The organism is Streptomyces sp. NPDC001599 (assembly GCF_042893535.1).
GTDB lineage: Bacteria > Actinomycetota > Actinomycetes > Streptomycetales > Streptomycetaceae > Streptomyces.
Window position 1 is genome coordinate 1 of record NZ_JBIAVA010000012.1, and the last position, 18,717, is coordinate 18,717.

The window sequence follows — 18,717 nt, forward strand, 5'->3', positions numbered from 1 at the left end:
CGCTTCCCTTCGGTCTTGCGTTTCCGACTCTATCAGATCTTTCCGATCCGATTTCCTCGGTGCTTTCCAGGTTCCCGCTTTCGCGTTTCCCTTTCCGGCGGTTCCGACTTTATCAGAACTTTCAGGCCGGTCTTACCGGCCTTCGTTTCCGATTCATCGGGAGAGTGCTTCGTCGAATTCGTTGATTCGGAGAAGCTCGTAGATGTTCACTGTTGCCCTCTGGGGTGAACCCGTCTCCAGGCAACTGTTCGAATCTACCTCCCCGCTCGCTCCGTGTCAACGGCTCTTGCGGGAACGAAGAGGACAGTAGCAGCTCGTCAGGGGTGGATGCACATCAGGCGGCCGTGGGCACCGTGGCGCTGCGTTCAGCGGGTTCGACGTCACCCGTGTCGCCGGCGCGTACGGCACGGCCGCCCAGAACGTAGACGTAGGACAGGAAGGCCAGCTCGGCGACGACGCCGATGGCGATGCGGGCCCAGGTGGGCAGGCCGGACGGGGTGACGAAACCTTCGATGGCGCCGGACACGAAGAGGACGAGGGCGAGGCCGACCGCCATGCCGATGGCGGCCCGGCCCTCCTCGGCGAGGGCGATGCGCCGGGTACGTGGGCCCGGGTCGATCAGGGTCCAGCCCAGGCGCAGACCGGTGCCCGCGGCGACGAACACCGCTGTCAGTTCGAGCAGACCGTGCGGGAGGACCAGGCCGAGGAAGGTGTCGAGGCGGCCGGCCGACGACATCAGACCGAAGCCGACACCGAGGTTGAGCATGTTCTGGAAGAGGATCCAGAGGACGGGCAGTCCCAGGAAGACGCCCAGGATGAGGCAGAGCGCGGCGGCCCAGGCGTTGTTCGTCCACACCTGTGCCGCGAACGAGGCCGCCGGGTTGCTCGAGTAGTACGTCTCGTACTGACCGCCCGGGCGGGTGAGCTCGCGCAGTTCGCTCGGGGCGGCGATGGTGGACTGCACCTCCGGGTGGGTGCCGATCCACCAGCCCAGGAGGGCCGCGACGGCGGTCGACAGGAGGGCGGTGGGGACCCACCAGTGGCGGGCGCGGTAGACGGCCGCCGGGAACTGCTGGGTCAGGAACCGCGTGACGTCGCGCCAGGAGGCGCGTCGGGTGCCTGTCACGACACTGCGCGCGCGGGCCACCAGTTGGCTGAGACGTCCGGTCAGCTGGGGATCGGGCGCGCTGGACTGGATCAGGGACAGGTGGGTGGCCGTGCGCTGGTAGAGGGCGACGAGTTCGTCCGTCTCCGGACCGGTCAGACGGCGCCGGCGCCGGAGGAGGGCGTCGAGGCGGTCCCACTCCGCGCGGTGGGCGGAGACGAAGACGTCGAGGTCCATCGGTGTGCCTGCTCCTCGGCTATCGTCGGCGGCTCGTCGTGGATCAGCTTGTCGTACTGCGGCGCGGTGCGTCCTCAGCTTGGCAGACTGGCGGGGACGGGGGCAGTCAGGGGAAGGACGGCGGGCGTGAGCGAGCTGGTGACGGGCGAGGCCGTGGCGCTGGAGCTGCGCCCCGCGAGGCTGCCCAGCAGGGCACTGGCCGTCCTGCTCGATCTGGCGGTGGCCGTGGCCGTCTACGTGGCGGTGACCGTCGCGCTGATGGCGGCCACCGCGTCCTTGGATGTGGCGGCGCAGACCGCGCTGTCGATCGCGACCTTCGTCCTCGTGCTGGTGGGCGGGCCGATCGCCGTCGAGACGCTGAGCCACGGGCGGTCGCTCGGGAAGATGGCGTGCGGGCTGCGGGTGGTGCGGGACGACGGCGGGCCGATCCGGTTCCGGCACTCGTTGGTGCGGGGCTTGATCGGGGTGATCGAGATCCTCATGACGCTCGGCGTCATCGCTTGCGTCGCCTCGCTGGTGTCGGCGCGGGGACGGCGGCTCGGCGACGTGTTCGCCGGCACCCTCGTCGTGCGGGAGCGGGTGCCGTTCTCGTCGGCGGGCTTCATGCCGCCGCCTCCACCCTGGCTGGCGGGGCGGTTCTCGGGGCTCGACCTGTCCGCGGTGCCCGATGATCTGTGGCTTGCCGTCCGTCAGTACCTGGCGCGGATGGGTCAGCTGGATCCGCGGGTCGGCTGGGCCATGGCCGAGCGGCTCGCCGCCGACGTGGCGGCGCGTACGGGGGCTCCGGTGCCGCCGGAGGTGCCGCCGCCCGCGTATCTGGCGGCGGTGCTGCAGGAACGGCAGGCTCGGGAGGCCCGGCGGGCGTTCGGCGGCGCTCAGGCGGCTGACGGGGCTGCCGCGTCGGTGCCGGTGGCACCGACCGCTCCTGCTCCCGCTGCCCCGCCTCCCCCGCCGCTTGCTCCGCCGACCGCACAGCCTCCCGCTACGTCACCGGGGGGCCGCCCTGAGGTGCCGCGGGACGTACCGCCCGACCGCCGCTCGGGAACCGGGTTCGTACCGCCGGCGTAGGCAGGGCCGGACGGGGCCGCTCACGGGAACACGGACGGTGGTGTCTCCAGGTCCTCCAGCTCGATCCCGGGGGCCGCGAGCACGACGTCGCCGGCGATGTGCACGGCGTGCTGCTCGCCCGTGTCCAGGGCTGTGACCTGGTATTCGTCCACGGTGAGGGGGCCGTTGTCAGTGGCGTGTGCTTCTCTGTTCAGCAAGGCCCAGGACTGGTCCAGGGTGCGGGGGGCGAGGACCGGGTCGGTGAGGGCGACGAGGCGTACGCGGGTGGCTGATTCCGAGGGGGTGAGGCGCAGAAGACGGGTGACGGCGACGAGGAAGGCCGGAGAGGTGCCGGTGAAGGCGTGGGCGCGCGCATTGCCTTCGGTGGCGTGGATTCCGGTGGGGTCGGTCCGGACCCAGGTGACGCCGTCGATGGCGGCTCCGCGGACCTGCCAGTCGGCGGCGTGCAGTTCGAGGCGGATGGGGCGGCCGAGTTCGTCGAGGGCGAGGTCGACAGAGCCGTAGTGGTCCCCGGTGGGGGTGGTCAGCCGGGAGACGTAGCGCCAGCCGGAGGGGCCGGGTGCGCATTGGAAGTGTTCTTCTGCGAGGGGGGTGTGGTCGTGCGGATCGTGGAGCGAATAACGGCCGCGGGGCATGGGTGTCCTGGGTGGTGACGGGCTGGTCCGGCCGCTGACGCGGCCGCGGCGCCAATGGGGCAGGCCCCCGGCACGGGGGTGCGGGGGCCTGCCTCGGAGGAACCGGTGACTCAGTAGCGGTAGTGGTCCGCCTTGTAGGGGCCCTCGACCTTGACGCCGATGTAGTCGGCCTGCTCCGGGCGGAGCGTGGTCAGCTTGACGCCGAGGGAGTCGAGGTGGAGCCGGGCGACCTTCTCGTCCAGGTGCTTGGGCAGCACGTAGACGTCGGTCGGGTACTCGTCGGGCTTGGTGAACAGCTCGATCTGGGCCAGGGTCTGGTCCGCGAAGGAGTTGGACATCACGAACGACGGGTGACCGGTGGCGTTGCCCAGGTTCAGCAGGCGGCCCTCGGAGAGGACGATGAGTACCTTGCCGTCGGGGTAGGTCCAGGTGTGGACCTGCGGCTTGACCTCGTCCTTGACGATGCCGGGGGTCTGGGCGAGGCCGGCCATGTCGATCTCGTTGTCGAAGTGGCCGATGTTGCCGACGATGGCCTGGTGCTTCATCTTGGCCATGTCCGAGGCCATGATGATGTCCTTGTTGCCGGTCGTGGTGACGAAGATGTCGGCCTTGTCGACGACCTCGTCCAGCGTGGTGACCTGGAAGCCGTCCATCGCCGCCTGCAGGGCGCAGATCGGGTCGATCTCGGTGATGATCACGCGGGCGCCCTGGCCGCGCAGGGACTCCGCGCAGCCCTTGCCGACGTCGCCGTAGCCGCAGACGACGGCGGTCTTGCCGCCGATCAGGACGTCGGTGGCGCGGTTGATGCCGTCGATCAGGGAGTGGCGGCAGCCGTACTTGTTGTCGAACTTCGACTTGGTGACCGCGTCGTTGACGTTGATCGCCGGGAACAGCAGGGTGCCGTCGCGGTGCATCTCGTACAGGCGGTGGACGCCGGTCGTGGTCTCCTCGGTGACGCCGCGGATCTCGGACGCCAGCTGGGTCCACTTCTGCGGGCTCTCGCCGACCGTGCGGGTGAGGAGTTCGAGGATGACGCGGTGCTCGTCGGACTCGGCGGTGTCGACCGAGGGGACCTTGCCGTCCTTCTCATACTCGACGCCCTTGTGGACGAGGAGGGTGGCGTCACCGCCGTCGTCCAGGATCATGTTCGGGCCGCCGGTGGGGGTGTTCGGCCAGGTCAGCGCCTGCTCCGTGCACCACCAGTACTCCTCCAGGCTCTCGCCCTTCCAGGCGAAGACCGGGACGCCCTGCGGGTTGTCGGGCGTGCCGTTCGGGCCGACGGCGATGGCGGCGGCCGCGTGGTCCTGGGTGGAGAAGATGTTGCAGGAGGCCCAGCGGACCTCGGCGCCGAGGGCGACCAGGGTCTCGATGAGCACGGCGGTCTGCACGGTCATGTGCAGAGAGCCGGTGACGCGGGCGCCGGCGAGCGGCTGGGCCTCGGCGTACTCCTTGCGGATCGCCATGAGGCCCGGCATCTCGTGCTCGGCGAGGGTGATCTCCTTGCGGCCGAACGCGGCCAGGGAGAGGTCGGCGACCTTGAAGTCCTGTCGGTTGTCGACAGTCGTCATTACGGGCTGCTCCTCGGGTTGGGTCGAGGTGGGTACGGCTGACCTGCGCGGCGGCGGACACAGGGGTGCCCAGAAGAGGACACAGGCATGCCCGCGTACGCGCAGCGCAGTCCGTCGGAGGCCCTCTCTCCCTCGGCCGGTCCGTCCTGGACCGCCCGACCGCCATCAGCAGCGACGTCTGGCTCCGTCCCAAGCTACACCGCGGGCGCCCGCCGTCCCCAGTCCGCCTCCGAACACTTCCGGACGTTCACGCGGGGTGATGGCGGTCGCGGGCGGGCGGTCAGTGGGTGGCGGGCGACGTGGTCGGGCCGCCGGGGGTCGCCTCGGGGTCGGGGCCCTTGGCGGCCTCGGACTCGCTGTAGATGTCCGGTTCCAGGTAGATGACGCGGGCGATCGGAACGGCCTCGCGGATACGGGACTCGGCGGCGTCGATCGCGGAGGCGATCTCGGTGGCCGTGCCGTCGTGCCGGACGGCGATCTTGGCGGCGACGAGCAGTTCCTCGGGGCCGAGGTGGAGGGTGCGCATGTGGATGATGCCGGTGACGGTGTCGCCGGCCACGACCGCTGCCTCGATCTGCTGGACCACTTCGACGCCGGCGGCCTCGCCGAGCAGCAGGGACTTGGTCTCGGCGGCGAGGACCAGCGCGATCAGGATGAGCAGGATGCCGATGCACAGGGTGCCGATGCCGTCCCAGACGCCGTCGCCGGTGAGCAGGGCGAGGCCGACGCCGCCGAGGGCGAGGATCAGGCCGACGAGGGCGCCGAGGTCCTCCAGCAGGACGACCGGCAGCTCCGGTGCCTTGGCGTGGCGGACGAATTCCTTCCAGGACTTCTTGCCGCGCAGGGGGTTGGACTCCTTGATGGCGGTCCGGAAGGAGAAGCCCTCGGCGATGATCGCGAAGACCAGGACGCCCACCGGCCAGTACCAGTGCTCCAGTTCGTGCGGGTGCTTGATCTTCTCGTAGCCCTCGTAGAGGGCGAACATGCCGCCGACCGAGAAGAGCACGATGGAGACGAGGAAGGCGTAGATGTAGCGCTCGCGGCCGAAGCCGAAGGGGTGTTGCGGGGTGGCCTCGCGCTGGGCGCGCTTGCCGCCCAGGAGCAGCAGGCCCTGGTTGCCGGAGTCGGCGAGGGAGTGCACGGACTCGGCGAGCATCGACGACGATCCGCTGAAGAGGAACGCCACGAATTTCGCTACCGCGATCGAGAGGTTGGCGAGCAGTGCCGCCACGATCGCCCTGGTTCCGCCTGACGCGCTCATGTGTCGCGTTGTCCCTTCGCCTGCGTCTGCTTCGACTGCGTCTGATTCGGCTGCGGCCGTGCGCCGGTGGGGCGCGGCCGGTGAGTACCGGCTTTGCCCCTCCTTTGCGGTGCGCCATTGTTGCAGCCCGTGCGGGCCCCGACGTGCCGGATGCCCCGTCGGGCGCGGGTCAGACGCGCACGGTGGCCCGGAAGAGCGTGCCGGTTCCGGACACTTCGGCCTTTTCGTACGCCGGGACGAAGACGGAGCGGCCGGGGGTCAGTTCGTGTTCGCCCGCTCCTACGGTGCCCGCCGTGCAGAGCAGGATCTGCGGCGTGGGCAGGGTGAGGTCGTGGGCGCCGGAGCCTTCGGGCAGGACGTAGCGGGACAGGCGGAACTCGTCGATCGGGGTGTCGTAGACCTCTTCGCCGTCGGGGGAGGCCTCCGGGCGCAGGATGCCGGGGTCGCCCGCCTCGAAGCGGACGATGCGCAGGAGTTCGGGGACGTCGACGTGCTTGGGGGTGAGGCCGCAGCGCAGGACGTTGTCGGAGTTGGCCATGATCTCGACGCCCAGGCCGTTCAGGTAGGCGTGCGGGATGCCGGCGCCGAGGTACAGGGCCTCGCCGGGCTGGAGCCGGACGTGGTTGAGGAGCATCGCGGCGAGGACGCCGGGGTCGCCGGGGTAGTGGTGGGCGATGTCGGCGTAGGGCCGGTAGGCGCCGCCGAGGCGGTCGCAGGCGGCCGCGGTCTCGGTGACGGTGTGGGACATGTCCTCGGGGTCGGCGGTGAGGATCGCGGTGAGTACCTCGCGCAGGGCGGCGTCCTCGGGCTGGGCGCGCAGCAGGTCGACGTACGGCTTGAGGGAGGCGACGCCGAGGCCGTCGAGCAGGTCGGCCGTCTCGGCCGGGGCGCGGAAGCCGCACAGGCCGTCGAAGTCGGTGAGGGCGCAGACCAGTTCGGGCTTGTGGTTGGCGTCCTTGTAGTTGCGGTGCGGGGCGTCCAGGGGGACGCCACGGCGCTCCTCGTCCTCGTAACCGGCCCTGGCCTGGGCGAGGTCGGGGTGGACCTGGAGGGAGAGCGGGGCACCGGCGGCGAGGAGCTTGAGGAGGAAGGGCAGCCGGGGGCCGAACCTGGCCACGGAGGCGGCGCCCAGTTCCTTCTCGGGGTCGGCGTCGACGACCTCGGCGAGGGTGCCCCGGCCGGTGCGGGAGGGGGCGCCGGGGTGGGCGCCCATCCACATCTCCGCCTGCGGTTCGCCGGTCGGCTCGGTCCCGAGCAGGGTCGGGATCGCGGTGGTGGAACCCCAGGCGTAGGGGCGGACGGTGTTGTCGAGGCGGTCCATGGGCTCTCTCTGCCGGTGCGTGCGGGTGCGTGGGCGATGGTGCGCCGGGGTCAGGCTCCCGAGGCGAGCGCCAGGTAAACGGCGGCGAAATCCGTGATGGCGATCAGTTCGGCGAGGGTCTCGAGTTCGCCGCCCTCTTCCGGTTCCAGCTCGCTGATCGGCGTGTCGTGGCCGAGGGCCAGGTCACGTGCGTTGGGGGCGGCGGTGAGGCCGCCGGTGGGGCGGTCGCGCAGCAGCACCACGCGCGCGTGCAGGGCGGCCGGTTCCTCGACACGGTCGCGGAAGAAGTCGTCGGGGTCGGCGCCCGCGGCGAGTCGGCCGGCGAGCAGGGCGCTGTGCGCCGCGAGCGCCTCGGGCAGGTCGGCGACGACCGCGGGGGTGCCGGACAGTTCGGCGAGGGCGGCCGCGAAGCGGCGGCCCGCGGGTCCGGCGGAGGTGCCCTCGGTCCAGACGACGGGGAGGGACTCGGCCAGCTCGGACGCCAGGGTCTTGGCGGGGTTGCTGTAGGTCACGATGGCGGGCCCGCAGCGTTCGGCGACCCGGTCGAGGCGGTCGGCGACCTTGTCGATGGCCTCGGGCGGCGCCTCGAGCAGGCCGGTGCGGTCCAGCAGGGCCAGGAGCGGCGTGAGCAGTGCCCACAGGACGCCCGGGGCGGAACCGGCGAGCGGCTCGTCGTGGTCGTAGGGGGCGGTCGCCATCGGGATGAACAGGCCGCGCGAGGCGCTCACCGCATCGTTGAGCGGGGAGCGGGCGGGGGCGACGGCGACGACCGTGCAACCCCGGCGGTAGGCCTGCTCGGCGAGGAGGGACAGGCCCGGCTCGGCGCCGTCGGGGGTGGCGATCAGCAGGAGGTCCACGGAACCGGCCCAGCCGGGCAGTTCCCAGCGCAGGGCGCCCGCGGCCGGGGCCACGCCGGTGGGGGCGAGGCGGGTGACGGGGCTGCCCGCCCCTGCGAGGGTGCCGAGGAGGTCGGCGGCGTGGGTGGCGGCGGCGCCGGGCCCCGCGATCAGTACGGCGCGGGGGCGGCCGTCCGGCTTGAGGTTGCCGACGCCGGCTTCGGCGGCGTGCCGGGCGGCGGTGCGGACGCGGGCGCCTGCCTCGGCGGCGCCGCGGAGCAGGCCGCGACGGTCGGCCTCGGTGAGGCGCTCCGGGGCGTCGAGGAGCGATTCGTCGAGCATGGCGGCAGGTCTCCGATCGCCGGGGCGTTCGTTCGAGTGCGCGGGGTGTGCGGGTGTGCGGGGTCGTCGCCGGGTTGCCGGTCGCCGGCCGGCGGTCACTCGGGGCGGCGGGCCTCGTCGACGAGGAGGACGGGGATGCCGTCGCGCACCGGGTATGCCAGGCCGCAGTCCTGGCCGGTGCAGATCAGCTCCGCGTCCTGCTCCTTGAGGGGGGCGTGGCAGGCGGGGCAGGCGAGGATCTCCAGGAGGCCGGCTTCGAGCGGCATGGGGGTTCCCTTCGGGGGCGATGGGGCGTGTGTGGATGTGCTGGTCAGGGTACCGCCGGTCCCGGGACCCCGGGGTGGGTCTCGCGGACCGGCGCCTGCCGGGTGCCGCTGCGCCCACCCGTGCCGCCTGGGGGTACCTCCCAGGCCGTTCAGGCACTGGGGGAGGCACGACTGCCCGCAGCGGCGGCGGGGTGGGGCGGCGCGACTGCCCGTCGCGGCGGCTAGGCCCGGATGATCGCCAGTGCCTCGTCCCGGACCTTCGTCATCGTTGCCTCGTCGCGGGCCTCCGCGTTGAGGCGGAGCAGTGGCTCGGTGTTGGACGGGCGGACGTTGAACCACCAGTCGGCCGACGTGACGGTGAGGCCGTCGAGGTCGTCCACGGTGACGTCGTCGCGGCCCTCGTAGGCGGCCCGGATCGCGGTGAGGCGGGCCTGCTGGTCGTCGACGGTGGAGTTGATCTCACCGGAGCCGGTGTAGCGGTCGTAGGCGGCGACCAGGGCGGACAGCGGGCGGTCCTGCTCGCCGAGGGCGGCGAGGACGTGGAGGGCGGCCAGCATGCCGGTGTCGGCGTTCCAGAAGTCCCGGAAGTAGTAGTGCGCGGAGTGCTCGCCGCCGAAGATGGCGCCGGTCCTGGCCATCTCGGCCTTGATGAAGGAGTGGCCCACGCGCGTGCGTTCCGGTGTGCCGCCGTTCTCCCGTACGACCTCCGGGACGGACCAGGAGGTGATCAGGTTGTGGATGACCGTGCCCTTGCCGCCGTTGCGGGCCAGTTCGCGGGCGGCCACGAGGGCGGTGACGGCGGACGGGGAGACGGGGGCGCCGTCCTGGTCGACGACGAAGCAGCGGTCGGCGTCGCCGTCGAAGGCGAGGCCGAGGTCGGCGCCCTCCTCGCGGACGCGCTGCTGGAGGTCGACGAGGTTGGCCGGGTCGAGGGGGTTGGCCTCGTGGTTGGGGAAGGTGCCGTCCAGTTCGAAGTACATCGGCACCAGGTCGAGGGGCAGGCCGGCGAAGACCGTGGGGACGGTGTGGCCGCCCATGCCGTTGCCCGCGTCGACGACGACCTTGAGGGGGCGGATGGTGGTGAGGTCGACGAGCGAGCGCAGGTGGGCGGCGTAGTCGGCCAGGGTGTCGCGCCGGGTGACCGTGCCGGGGCGGGCGGACGGTTCCGGGGCGCCCACCTCGCTCCAGCGTTCCACCAGGGCGCGGATCTCGGCGAGGCCGGTGTCCTGGCCGACCGGGGCGGCGCCCGCTCGGCACAGCTTGATGCCGTTGTAGCGCGCGGGGTTGTGCGAGGCCGTGAACATGGCGCCCGGCAGGCCGAGGGCGCCGGAGGCGTAGTACAGCTGGTCGGTGGAGCACAGGCCGATCCCGGTCACGTCGGCGCCGCGGGCCGCCGCTCCGCGCGCGAAGGCGTCGGACAGGCCCGGGGACGAGGGCCGCATGTCGTGGCCGACCACGATGGCGCCCGCGCCGGTCAGCTCGACGAAGGCCGCGCCGAACAGCTCGGCCAGCGACTCGTCCCACTGGTCCGGGACGACACCGCGCACGTCGTACGCCTTCACGATCTGCGACAGATCAGCAGCCACGGCCAACCTTCCTGAAAGTCCTGTCGGAGCCCACAAACTACCCGTAGGGACCGGCGGGCCGCCCGGAAGGTTCCCTCAGGTCAGGGCAGCATCCAGCCCAGGGCCGCCGTGGACTGCCCGACCACGATCAGGCACATGACCAGCAGGAGGCCGAGGCTCCAGGGCAGCACCTTGCGCAGCAGGTCGCCCTCGCGGCCCGCGAGCCCGACGGCGGCACAGGCGATGGTGAGGTTCTGCGGGGAGATCATCTTGCCGAGGACGCCGCCGGAGCTGTTGGCGGCGGCCAGCAGCTCGGGCGAGAGGCCGGACTCCCGCGCGGCGGTCACCTGGAGGGCGCCGAAGAGCGCGTTGGCGGAGGTGTCGGAGCCGGAGACGGCGACGCCGAACCAGCCGAGGACCGGGGAGAGGAAGGCGAGTCCGGCACCGGCCGCGGCGACGAAGTGGCCGATGGTGGCGGCCTGCCCGGAGAGGTTCATGACGTAGGCGAGGGCGAGGACCGAGGTGACGGTGAGGATCGCGAACCGCAGTTCGTGCACGGTCGCGAGCCACTCCTTGACCGCCACGCGCGCGTGCACGCCGAGGACGACGGCCGTGGCCAGTCCGGCGAAGAGCACGAGCGTGCCGCCGGTGGAGACGATCGGCCAGGAGAACACGTTGCCGCCGACCGGCTTGCCCTCGGGGTCGAGCACGTCCAGGAACGGCCAGTCGTAGGACTGCGTGGCCTTGGCCAGCCAGTCCTTGACCGCCGGGATCTGCGCCACCGAGAACACGGCGACGATCAGCGCGTACGGCGCGTACGCCCGCACGACCTCACGGGCGGAGTCCCGCTCGTCCAGTTCCTCGCTGCGCTCGCCGGTCAGTACGGACGCCCGTACGGGCTCGGCGGCGGGCCGGCGGGAGTGCGGTACGGCCACCAGCGCACCGGCGCCGATCAGGGCGGCGGCGATGTCGGCGAGTTGGGCGGAGACGTAGTTGGAGGCGACGAACTGGGCGACGGCGAAGGCGACCCCGCAGGCCAGCGCGGGGATCCAGGTCTCGCGCAGTCCGCGCCGCCCGTCCACCAGGGCGACCAGGAGCAGCGGCACGACGAGGGCCAGCAGGGGCGTCTGGCGGCCCACCACGGAGGCGACGTCGTCCAGCGGCAGCCCGGTGACCTGGGCCAGCGTCACCACCGGGGTGCCCATCGCCCCGAAGGCGACCGGCGCGGTGTTGGCGACCAGCGAGACCACGGCGGCGCGTACGGGGTCGAAGCCGAGGGCGACGAGCATGACCGAGCAGATCGCGACGGGCGCCCCGAACCCGGCGAGGGCCTCCAGGAGGGCGCCGAAGCAGAAGGCGACGACGAGGGCCTGGATGCGGGGGTCGTCGGAGAGGCGGCCGAAGGAGCGGCGCAGGATGTCGAAGTGCCGGGTGCGGACGGTCATCCGGTAGACCCACAGGGCGTTCACGACGATCCACAGGATGGGGAAGAGGCCGAAAACCGCCCCCTGGACGGCGCTGGAGGCCGTCTGGTCGAGCGGCATGCCGTAGGCGAGCCAGGCGACCAGTACGGCGGCCAGGAGGCCGATGAGGCCCGCCAGGTGCGCCTTCATGCGGACGCCGCCCAGCAGCACGAGGACGATCACCAGTGGCAGGGCCGCCACCAGGGCGGACAGGCCGAGCGAACCGGCGACGGGTTCCAGTTCCTGCACGTACACGGACGCCTCCCCGGATTCCGCCATGCGAAAGCGATTTCTCGCGGCTTCCGGAATGGTCGTGTCCGCGACAACGGGGCGTCAATGGGTGTGCAGCAACGGATGTGACCGAGGCCACTACGAGTGAAAGGTGCGGGTCCCCTGAACGGGGTGAACGGGGCTCAGTTGTCCGGCGAACGCAGCACGCGCAGGTGGCCGCGGCGCGCGACCTCCATCGGGTCGGCCGTCCGGGCGCTGCCGCCCGCCTCGGCCGCCCGTTCCTGGGGCCGGGCCGCCTCGCGCACCGCGTTGGCAAGCGCTTCCAGGTCGTCGCCGCTGGGGCGGGCCGGGGCGGATCCGTCGAGCAGGCGGACGACCTCCCAGCCGCGCGGGGCGGTGAGGCGCTCGGAGTGCTCGGCGCACAGGTCGTAGCAGTGGGGTTCGGCGTAGGTGGCGAGCGGGCCGAGGACCGCGGTCGAGTCGGCGTAGACGTACGTCAGCGTCGCGACGGCGGGACGGCCGCAGGCGGTGCGCGAACAGCGACGTACAGGGCTCACGATGTTGGACGGTACCGCACTCTTGAGCGGGCCGCGACGACTCTCCACCGGGTCACACCCCCGTGTCGTGGCGTGAAACGTGCTACGGGCCCTTCCGAACAGTCCCCTTTGACCTGGGCGGACCCCGGCCCCCGGGATCCTGCGCAGCCCGGGAAGCGGTCACGACCCGATACAAACAACGACATTTGCCTTGAGTTCCGCGGTCGCGGAGAGATACGGAATTGAGCCCAACCTTGGCTGGAATGGTCATCCGGCGACAAGCGGAGCGGGTCGCCGCCACGCCGCCCGCGGTGCGCGTGCGGTCGGGCACGCGGCCTCGGCGGGGACTACCCTTCACCAGTGATGGACAACCCCGTGACGCCCCGTGATGCCGGCCGCCCAGGACCCCGCCGTCGTGATCGCCACGGTCGGGGCATGCGCGGCCCGGTCGCACCCCCGCAGGTGCCGCTCGCGGCGAGCCGCGGCGAGGTGTTCGCGGACCTGGTGCAGGACTCCGTGGAGCGCCTGGAGCGGCGCTGGCCGCAGCTCGCCGACATCGACTTCCTCGTCCTCGACGTGCCGCGCCCGGCCGAGGCCGGGGAGGCGTGGAACGACGAGGCGGTCCCGCTCGGGGGCATGGTGCCCTCGCGGGACGGGCGGCGGGGGCGGGTGGTCGTCTACCGGCGACCGGTGGAGATCCGGACCAAGGGGCGGGACGAGCGGGCGCTGCTGGTGCACGAGGTCGTCGTCGAGCAGGTCGCGGAGCTGCTCGGACTGACGCCGGAGACGGTGGACCCGCGGTACGGGGAGGACTGAGCGGCGGAGGGACCAGACCCCCCGCCGCGGCTACTTCTGCACCACCGACAGGTCCTCGTCCGCGTTCGGCACCGAGACCGTGCCCCGGTCGTCGGAAAGGGTCTGGACGGTGAAGGCCGCCACGTCGTCGTCCGAACCCGTCAGGGTGCGGGACGCGTGGACGGGGCCGCCCGAGACGGTCTCGACGGTCAGCGCGTAGGAGCCCTTGAGCCCGGCGGGAACCGGTGCGTCGACGTTCTGGGTCGTACCCGCCTTCACCGTGTACGTCTTGGTCGCCGTCGTGCCGCCCTCGGTGCCCGCCGACGCCGTGACCTTGACCTTCGCCGCCTGGCCGGGCGCGGACAGGGCCAGCGTGGTGCTCTTGGCACGGTTGTCCGCGACGGTCGCGCGCGCCCCGACCGGGTCGGAGGCCGGGATGAACGCCGACTCCTGCTCGTCGCCCTTGCCCCGCACGACCCGGACCGCGGCCACAACCGGCACGGACCGGTCCGCCGGCGTCAGCACCAGCGAACCCGCCTCGCCGCGGGTGATCTCGCCGAGGTCGACGCCGGTCGTCATACCCGCCTTGACGTGCACCGTCTCATGCCCGGCGGGCGTGATCAGCCCGGACGGCGAGGCGAGCCGCACCTTCAGGTCGGCGTCCGTGCCGCCGGGCGTGAACAGCACCAGGCGTACGGCGGTGGCGTCCTCGGGGATGCCCGGCAGTACGAGGTCGCCCGCCGGGTCCGCGGCCGCGGTCAGCCAGTCGCCGCCGGTCTTGTCGTCCAGGGCCTGGACCGCGGCGCCGAGCCGCCCGCTGCGCACGCCGACGTGCACGGTCAGGTCGGTCTGCTTCACGTCGCTGAGCGTGGACAGCAGGAGGGACTCACTGCCGTGCGGCGGCACCGTGACGCCCTCCCCCACCGTGGACTTGAGGGCTCCGTCCTTGCCGTACAGCTCGATGTCGACGACGGCCGCCGAGTCGTCGGGGTTCGTCAGGTGCACGTAGTCGGTGCGGCCGGTCGCCGTGCTGGCGCCCGGGAACCAGAACTCCGTGTCCGGGGCGGTGCAGTTGACGCCCTGCAGGCCCCGGCCCGTCCCTGCGGCGACCTCCGTGGTCTGCTGGACCGTCCAGCCGGGCGCGCTGCTTCCCTCGGCGGTGCCGATGAGCGCGGGCGTGTCGGCGCCGGTGGCCTTCCCGGCGACGGGGGTGCCGGGCGCCTTGGGCTGGACGACCGGCTTCTCGTTCTTCTGGTCCTTCTGGTCCTTCCCGGCGTCTTCGGCCGGCTCCGCCGTCGCGAGTTCCGCGCTGCCCTTCTCGTCCGCGCCCTTCGTGACGGGAGTGAAGGACGTGTACGCGGTCTCGGCCAGGTCGGAGGTGCTGGGCGCCGGGCACAGCAGGCTGGTGCGCTCCACGGGCAGCCGGGCGGCCGGTACGGCCGTGTCCGTGCCGGAGCCGTCCGGGGCGGACACCGCCGCGAACCCGGTGACGGCGGCGAGCGCCGTCGCACAGGCGATCAGGGACAGGGTCGTGCGCTTCACTGCTGGCTCCCGTCGGGACGCTCACTGCCCGTGCCGTGGGGCTGCTGGGGCTGCTGGGGCTGGGAAGGGTCGTACGGCGTGTCGTATCCGCCCTGCCCGTACGCCTGGTCGTAGGCGGGGTCGTACCCGCCCTCCTGCGCCTGCGCCGGGTCGCCGTAGGCGTAGGGGTCGTACTGGCCTGCCCCGTACTGCGCGCCCTGACCGCCCTCGCCGCCGTGACCGCCCTGGTAGGCGTCCGCCTGGTACGGGTCCGCCGCCTGGTACGGCTGCTGTCCGTACGCGCCCGGGTCGTACTGCTGGGCGCCCTGGTACTGCTCACCGCCGTAGCCGCCGTCGTAGGAGCCGTAACCGGCGCCGGTGTAGCCCGTCGCGTCCCATTCGCCGTACGCCTGCTGCTGGGGGACCGGCACGGGGGCCTGCACCGGTGGCCCGGGCACCTCGGCGGCGTCGCCCGCCGCCTCGGGGCCCGGCTCCGCCTCCGAGAAGGCCCCGGCCTCCGCTTCGGCCTCGGCCTCGGCCTGGGCCCGCAGTCGGCGGGCCCGGCGGCCTTCGCCCTCGACGGGCTGGGCGGGGACGAGCGGCTCGTCGGGCAGGTCGTCGTCGACGTCGCGGCGCCTGCCGGGCAGGGCGAGGACGACCAGGACGACGGCGAGGAGCCCCTGGGCCCACAGCCAGGCCGTGTGCGTGAACGGGTCGTCGTAGGTGACGTCCAGCCGGCCGCCGGAGGCGGGGAGTTCGAAGCCCTGGGCCCAGCCGTCGACGGTGGTGCGAGCCAGCGGCTTGCCGTCCAGGGTGGCCGTCCAGCCCTCGGCGGCGGTGTCGGCCAGGCGCAGCACCCGGCCCTCGGCGCCCGCCTCGATGTCGGTGTGGATCTCCACGGGTCCGGCGGCCACGGGCTCGGGCTCGCCCCCGGCGGACTTGCCGGCACCTGACTCGGCACCGGACACGATGGTCGCGCGCGCGACCTCCTGGTCCACCCGCCACAGTCCGCTGCCGTCCTGCTGGCTGAGCCTGCTCAGTCCGGGCGTGGCGTCCAGGACGCGGGTGACCTCGCGGGGGGCGCCCTTGTGCACGAGCACGTAGCGCACGGCGAACCCGCCGAGCTGGTCGGCCTGGTCGGCGCCGGAGCCGGCCACGAGGTTGGCGACGACCTTGTCGAGGGTCCTGTTCCCGCCGTCGCCGGAGGCCAGTTCGCCGTCGCCGAGGCGGGCGCCGGAGCCGCGGACCAGCATGTAGCCCACGTGCGCGGCGGAGTCGCTGTCCAGGACGAGGGTGCGGGCCTGGTCGCGGGTGTGGCTCTCCTCGGCGACGAACGCGGGCACCTGCACGGGATCGCGGCGCTCCACGGGGCCGTCGGCGCCGCCGAACACCCAGCCGGCGGCGGCGATCAGCGGGCCGAGGGCCGAGGCGAGGGCGATCAGGGCGGCGACCGGCTGGCGCCAGCCGAAGCTCTGCTCGGCCACGCGGAAGCGCGCCCCGTCGGCGCCGAGGGTCGCGGCGGACAGCAGGGCGATGCCGTAGACGAGGGTGGCGGGACCGGCCCAGGCGGAGCGGTTGGACAGCACCGAGAAGACCAGGGCGACCAGGGCCACGGCCCAGGCGGTGCGGACGCCCAACTGCCGCTCGGAGCGCAGCAGGGCGGCCAGCGCGGCCAGCACGATGCCGAGGAGGAGCAGCCCGCCCACCGTGCCGGGGCCGCCGGGGCTGGCGCCGAGCAGGTCGAGGGCGGAGGCGGCCGAGGAGCCGTACTCGAGCCCGGCCTCGTCGAAGAAGCCGAACGGCAGCAGCGACAACGACCAGGGCGCGAGCAGCAGCAGCGGGGTGCCGAGCTGGGCGAGGAAGCGCGGCCCGTACGCCGTGATCTCGCCGCGGCGCAGGGCGAGGACCCCGATGCCGAGGACCAGCGCGACGGGCCACACGACGGGCGTGAAGGCGGTGGTGACGGTGAGGAGCAGGGCGTACGCCCAGGTGGCGCGCCAGCTGCCGCGGGCGCCGGAGGAGCCCGACAGGCCGGCCGCCGCGACGCCCGCGCGCGCGATGAGCGGGAGCAGCACGGCGAGGACGGCGGTGCCGATGCGGCCGCCGGCGAGTGCGCCGGTGGCGGCGGGCAGGAAGGCGTAGGCGACGGCGGCCCAGGCGCGCAGCAGCCGGGACGGAACCAGCGGGCGGGAGGCGAAGTACGCGGTGGCACCGGCCAGGGGCACCGAGCAGACCATCAGCAGGGTGACGGCGAGCCCCGTGGAGCCGAGCAGCAGGGACGCGACGGTGGCGACGATCGCCAGGTAGGGCGGTGCGGAGGCGGTGCCGCCGGTGCCGACCGTGTGCCAGGCGTCCACGTACCGCGACCACAGCTCACCGGCGCCGGCCGGGGCGGGCAGCAGTGCGCCGCCCGCCAGGGCGCCGCCGCCGAGGAGCGCCCGGCAGGCGGCCAGCGAGACGAGCAGCAGTACCAGGAAGAGCACCGGTCCGGGCTTGCGGGCGATGCGCTTGAGGCGGGCGAACTGCTCGATCTCCAGGAAGTCGGCGTCGTCGCCGCCCGGTCCGGACTCGATGCCCCCGCCGTGCCGTCCGGCGCCCGCGGCTGCCTCGGCGTCCGAGCTGCCGAAGAGGTCGCCCGCGACCTGCTCGACGGTGGCCCGGACGGTCGCGCCCGGGGGTGGGAACAGGGGCCGCAGTTCGTCCTTCTCGACCTGCGGGCGGCCGCGTTCGCGTCGGCCCGCGATGATCCGCTCGGGCCGCAGCAGGACGCCCAGCAGGCCCCGGATCTCGTCGAGGGCCTGACCGGGGACCTTGCCGACGAGGTAGGCGACGGTGCGCAGCAGCGTGCCGAGGACGATGCGCAGCAGCACCCACGGCAGGACGGCGGTGCGGACGTTGACCAGGAGGGTGTGGACGGCACCGGCCTTGTCCACCTTGTGCGGTGAGGCGGTGGTGCGCCCGGCGCAGTCGACGGCGCGGCGTTCGCGCGAGGCCGCCTCGGCGTGGCGGACGACCGCCTCCGGGGCGACGAGGACGCGCAGTCCGGCGGCGTGCGCGCGCCAGCACAGGTCGACGTCGTCGCGCATCAGGGGCAGCCTGCGGTCGAATCCGCCGAGCCGCTCGAAGACGTCGCGCCGGATCAGCATGCCGGCGGTGGACACCGACAGCACGGTCCTGACGTGGTCGTGCTGGCCCTGGTCCTGCTCGCGACGGTCCAGGCCGGTCCAGCGGCGGCCGGAGTTGGCGATGGAGACGCCGACCTCCAGCAACTGCCTGCGGTCGTACCAGCCGCGCAGTTTGGGGCCGACGACGGCGACGTCGTCGCGGCCGAGTTCGTACTCGGTGTCCACGACGCGCAGCAGCTGGGCGAGAGCCTCGGGTTCGGGGGCGCAGTCGTCGTGCAGCAGCCACAGCCACTGGACCGGCTCCCCGTGGGGAAGCTCCGGCATGTCGTAGGCGTCGTCGCGCCAGGAGCGGGTGACGGGGTCCCAGCCGCTGGGCCGCCTCAGGTACGGCAGCTCCTCGGGGGTGAGGACGGGGGCGGTGCGGGCGGCCTCCTCGACGGCCTGGCCGAAGCCGGTGCGCCGGGCGAGGTGGAGCACGCGGTCGTCGCCGAGGGCTTCGGCGACCAGCCGGGAGGAGTCGTCGGCGCTGCCGGTGTCGGCTGCCACGGCGTACTGGACGGGGCGCTCCTGGCCCAGCAGCCCGGCGAGCGCGTCGGGCAGCCAGCGGGCTCCGTCGTGGGCGACGAGGACCGCGGTCACCACGTGACGCGGGAACTCAGGTGTGGCAGCGAGGTCTTGCTGGGCTGCCGAGTGACTCTGCACGGACATCGAGGTACGGGCCCCGGTTCGGTGGACTGCGGTGGACGCCCGTGCCCGTTGAGGGTGGCGGGGCGTCTCGGACGAGCGCCCACACTATCGGCTGGGCAGCAAGAGGGCCCGCCGCCTGTGGACAACCCACCCGC

Annotated in this window: 14 protein-coding genes; 2 read left to right on the forward strand and 12 right to left on the reverse strand. The window is 73.0% G+C overall.

What is annotated here, in order from left to right:
* Positions 1 to 334: 334 nt before the first annotated feature.
* On the reverse strand, positions 335 to 1,342 hold the full coding sequence (locus tag ACFYZ3_RS27305) for a stage II sporulation protein M (RefSeq protein ID WP_388522813.1): 1,008 nt from the start codon (positions 1,340 to 1,342) through the stop codon (positions 335 to 337).
* A gap of 126 nt (positions 1,343 to 1,468) precedes the next feature.
* On the opposite strand from ACFYZ3_RS27305, the gene ACFYZ3_RS27310 reads away from it, so the two are divergent.
* Complete coding sequence (locus ACFYZ3_RS27310; RefSeq protein ID WP_388522816.1) at positions 1,469 to 2,410, forward strand: RDD family protein; 942 nt, start codon at positions 1,469 to 1,471, stop codon at positions 2,408 to 2,410.
* A gap of 20 nt (positions 2,411 to 2,430) precedes the next feature.
* On the opposite strand, the gene ACFYZ3_RS27315 is transcribed toward ACFYZ3_RS27310, so the two are convergent.
* The 9 genes from ACFYZ3_RS27315 to ACFYZ3_RS27355 all read right to left on the reverse strand — a co-directional run bounded on the left by ACFYZ3_RS27315 (position 2,431) and on the right by ACFYZ3_RS27355 (position 12,503).
* Entirely contained in the window at positions 2,431 to 3,045 is a 615-nt protein-coding gene (locus ACFYZ3_RS27315; protein ID WP_388522819.1) for a hypothetical protein, read from the reverse strand.
* Between the two features lie 110 nt (positions 3,046 to 3,155).
* Entirely contained in the window at positions 3,156 to 4,613 is a 1,458-nt protein-coding gene (gene ahcY, locus ACFYZ3_RS27320; RefSeq protein ID WP_388522821.1) for an adenosylhomocysteinase, read from the reverse strand.
* A gap of 280 nt (positions 4,614 to 4,893) precedes the next feature.
* Positions 4,894 to 5,874: a cation diffusion facilitator family transporter gene (locus tag ACFYZ3_RS27325; RefSeq protein WP_388522825.1), complete on the reverse strand. Its 981-nt coding sequence runs from the start codon at positions 5,872 to 5,874 to the stop codon at positions 4,894 to 4,896.
* Positions 5,875 to 6,043: 169 nt separating this feature from the next.
* A complete protein-coding gene (gene manA / locus ACFYZ3_RS27330; RefSeq protein WP_388522828.1) occupies positions 6,044 to 7,195 on the reverse strand; it encodes a mannose-6-phosphate isomerase, class I in 1,152 nt (383 codons plus the stop codon).
* Positions 7,196 to 7,245: 50 nt separating this feature from the next.
* On the reverse strand, positions 7,246 to 8,373 hold the full coding sequence (locus ACFYZ3_RS27335; RefSeq protein ID WP_388522831.1) for an SIS domain-containing protein: 1,128 nt from the start codon (positions 8,371 to 8,373) through the stop codon (positions 7,246 to 7,248).
* A 95-nt stretch (positions 8,374 to 8,468) separates the two neighbouring features.
* A complete protein-coding gene (locus tag ACFYZ3_RS27340; protein ID WP_007450268.1) occupies positions 8,469 to 8,639 on the reverse strand; it encodes a Trm112 family protein in 171 nt (56 codons plus the stop codon).
* A gap of 221 nt (positions 8,640 to 8,860) precedes the next feature.
* Entirely contained in the window at positions 8,861 to 10,225 is a 1,365-nt protein-coding gene (locus ACFYZ3_RS27345) for a phosphomannomutase/phosphoglucomutase (protein WP_388522835.1), read from the reverse strand.
* Between the two features lie 80 nt (positions 10,226 to 10,305).
* On the reverse strand, positions 10,306 to 11,922 hold the full coding sequence (locus tag ACFYZ3_RS27350) for an L-lactate permease (protein WP_388523286.1): 1,617 nt from the start codon (positions 11,920 to 11,922) through the stop codon (positions 10,306 to 10,308).
* A 158-nt stretch (positions 11,923 to 12,080) separates the two neighbouring features.
* Positions 12,081 to 12,503 carry a DUF3499 domain-containing protein gene (locus ACFYZ3_RS27355; protein ID WP_388522838.1) on the reverse strand — a complete coding sequence of 141 codons (423 nt, stop codon included), beginning with the start codon at positions 12,501 to 12,503 and terminating at the stop codon, positions 12,081 to 12,083.
* 294 nt (positions 12,504 to 12,797) lie between these two features.
* Between ACFYZ3_RS27355 and ACFYZ3_RS27360 the strand changes: the two genes are divergently transcribed.
* Positions 12,798 to 13,250 carry a metallopeptidase family protein gene (locus ACFYZ3_RS27360; protein WP_063628643.1) on the forward strand — a complete coding sequence of 151 codons (453 nt, stop codon included), beginning with the start codon at positions 12,798 to 12,800 and terminating at the stop codon, positions 13,248 to 13,250.
* A gap of 30 nt (positions 13,251 to 13,280) precedes the next feature.
* Here ACFYZ3_RS27360 and ACFYZ3_RS27365 read toward each other — a convergent pair whose 3' ends face one another.
* Both ACFYZ3_RS27365 and ACFYZ3_RS27370 read right to left on the reverse strand, forming a co-directional pair.
* Positions 13,281 to 14,771, reverse strand: coding sequence for a DUF5719 family protein (locus tag ACFYZ3_RS27365; RefSeq protein ID WP_388522841.1), 1,491 nt, complete (start codon positions 14,769 to 14,771; stop codon positions 13,281 to 13,283).
* The gene (locus tag ACFYZ3_RS27370) at positions 14,768 to 18,583 is read right to left on the reverse strand and encodes a glycosyltransferase (protein WP_388522844.1); all 3,816 of its coding nucleotides are present in this window, start codon (positions 18,581 to 18,583) and stop codon (positions 14,768 to 14,770) included. The genes ACFYZ3_RS27365 and ACFYZ3_RS27370 overlap by 4 nt, the downstream gene beginning before the upstream one ends.
* Positions 18,584 to 18,717 lie beyond the last annotated feature (134 nt).

What these genes read in the sequence shown, in the direction of transcription:
- ACFYZ3_RS27305 (WP_388522813.1), bottom strand. Translation starts at nt 1,342, where the DNA reads ATGGACCTCGACGTCTTCGTCTCCGCCCACCGCGCGGAGTGGGACCGC.
- ACFYZ3_RS27315 (WP_388522819.1), bottom strand. Translation starts at nt 3,045, where the DNA reads ATGCCCCGCGGCCGTTATTCGCTCCACGATCCGCACGACCACACCCCC.
- ahcY (WP_388522821.1), bottom strand. Translation starts at nt 4,613, where the DNA reads ATGACGACTGTCGACAACCGACAGGACTTCAAGGTCGCCGACCTCTCC.
- ACFYZ3_RS27325 (WP_388522825.1), bottom strand. Translation starts at nt 5,874, where the DNA reads ATGAGCGCGTCAGGCGGAACCAGGGCGATCGTGGCGGCACTGCTCGCC.
- manA (WP_388522828.1), bottom strand. Translation starts at nt 7,195, where the DNA reads ATGGACCGCCTCGACAACACCGTCCGCCCCTACGCCTGGGGTTCCACC.
- ACFYZ3_RS27335 (WP_388522831.1), bottom strand. Translation starts at nt 8,373, where the DNA reads ATGCTCGACGAATCGCTCCTCGACGCCCCGGAGCGCCTCACCGAGGCC.
- ACFYZ3_RS27340 (WP_007450268.1), bottom strand. Translation starts at nt 8,639, where the DNA reads ATGCCGCTCGAAGCCGGCCTCCTGGAGATCCTCGCCTGCCCCGCCTGC.
- ACFYZ3_RS27360 (WP_063628643.1), top strand. Translation starts at nt 12,798, where the DNA reads ATGGACAACCCCGTGACGCCCCGTGATGCCGGCCGCCCAGGACCCCGC.
- ACFYZ3_RS27370 (WP_388522844.1), bottom strand. Translation starts at nt 18,583, where the DNA reads ATGTCCGTGCAGAGTCACTCGGCAGCCCAGCAAGACCTCGCTGCCACA.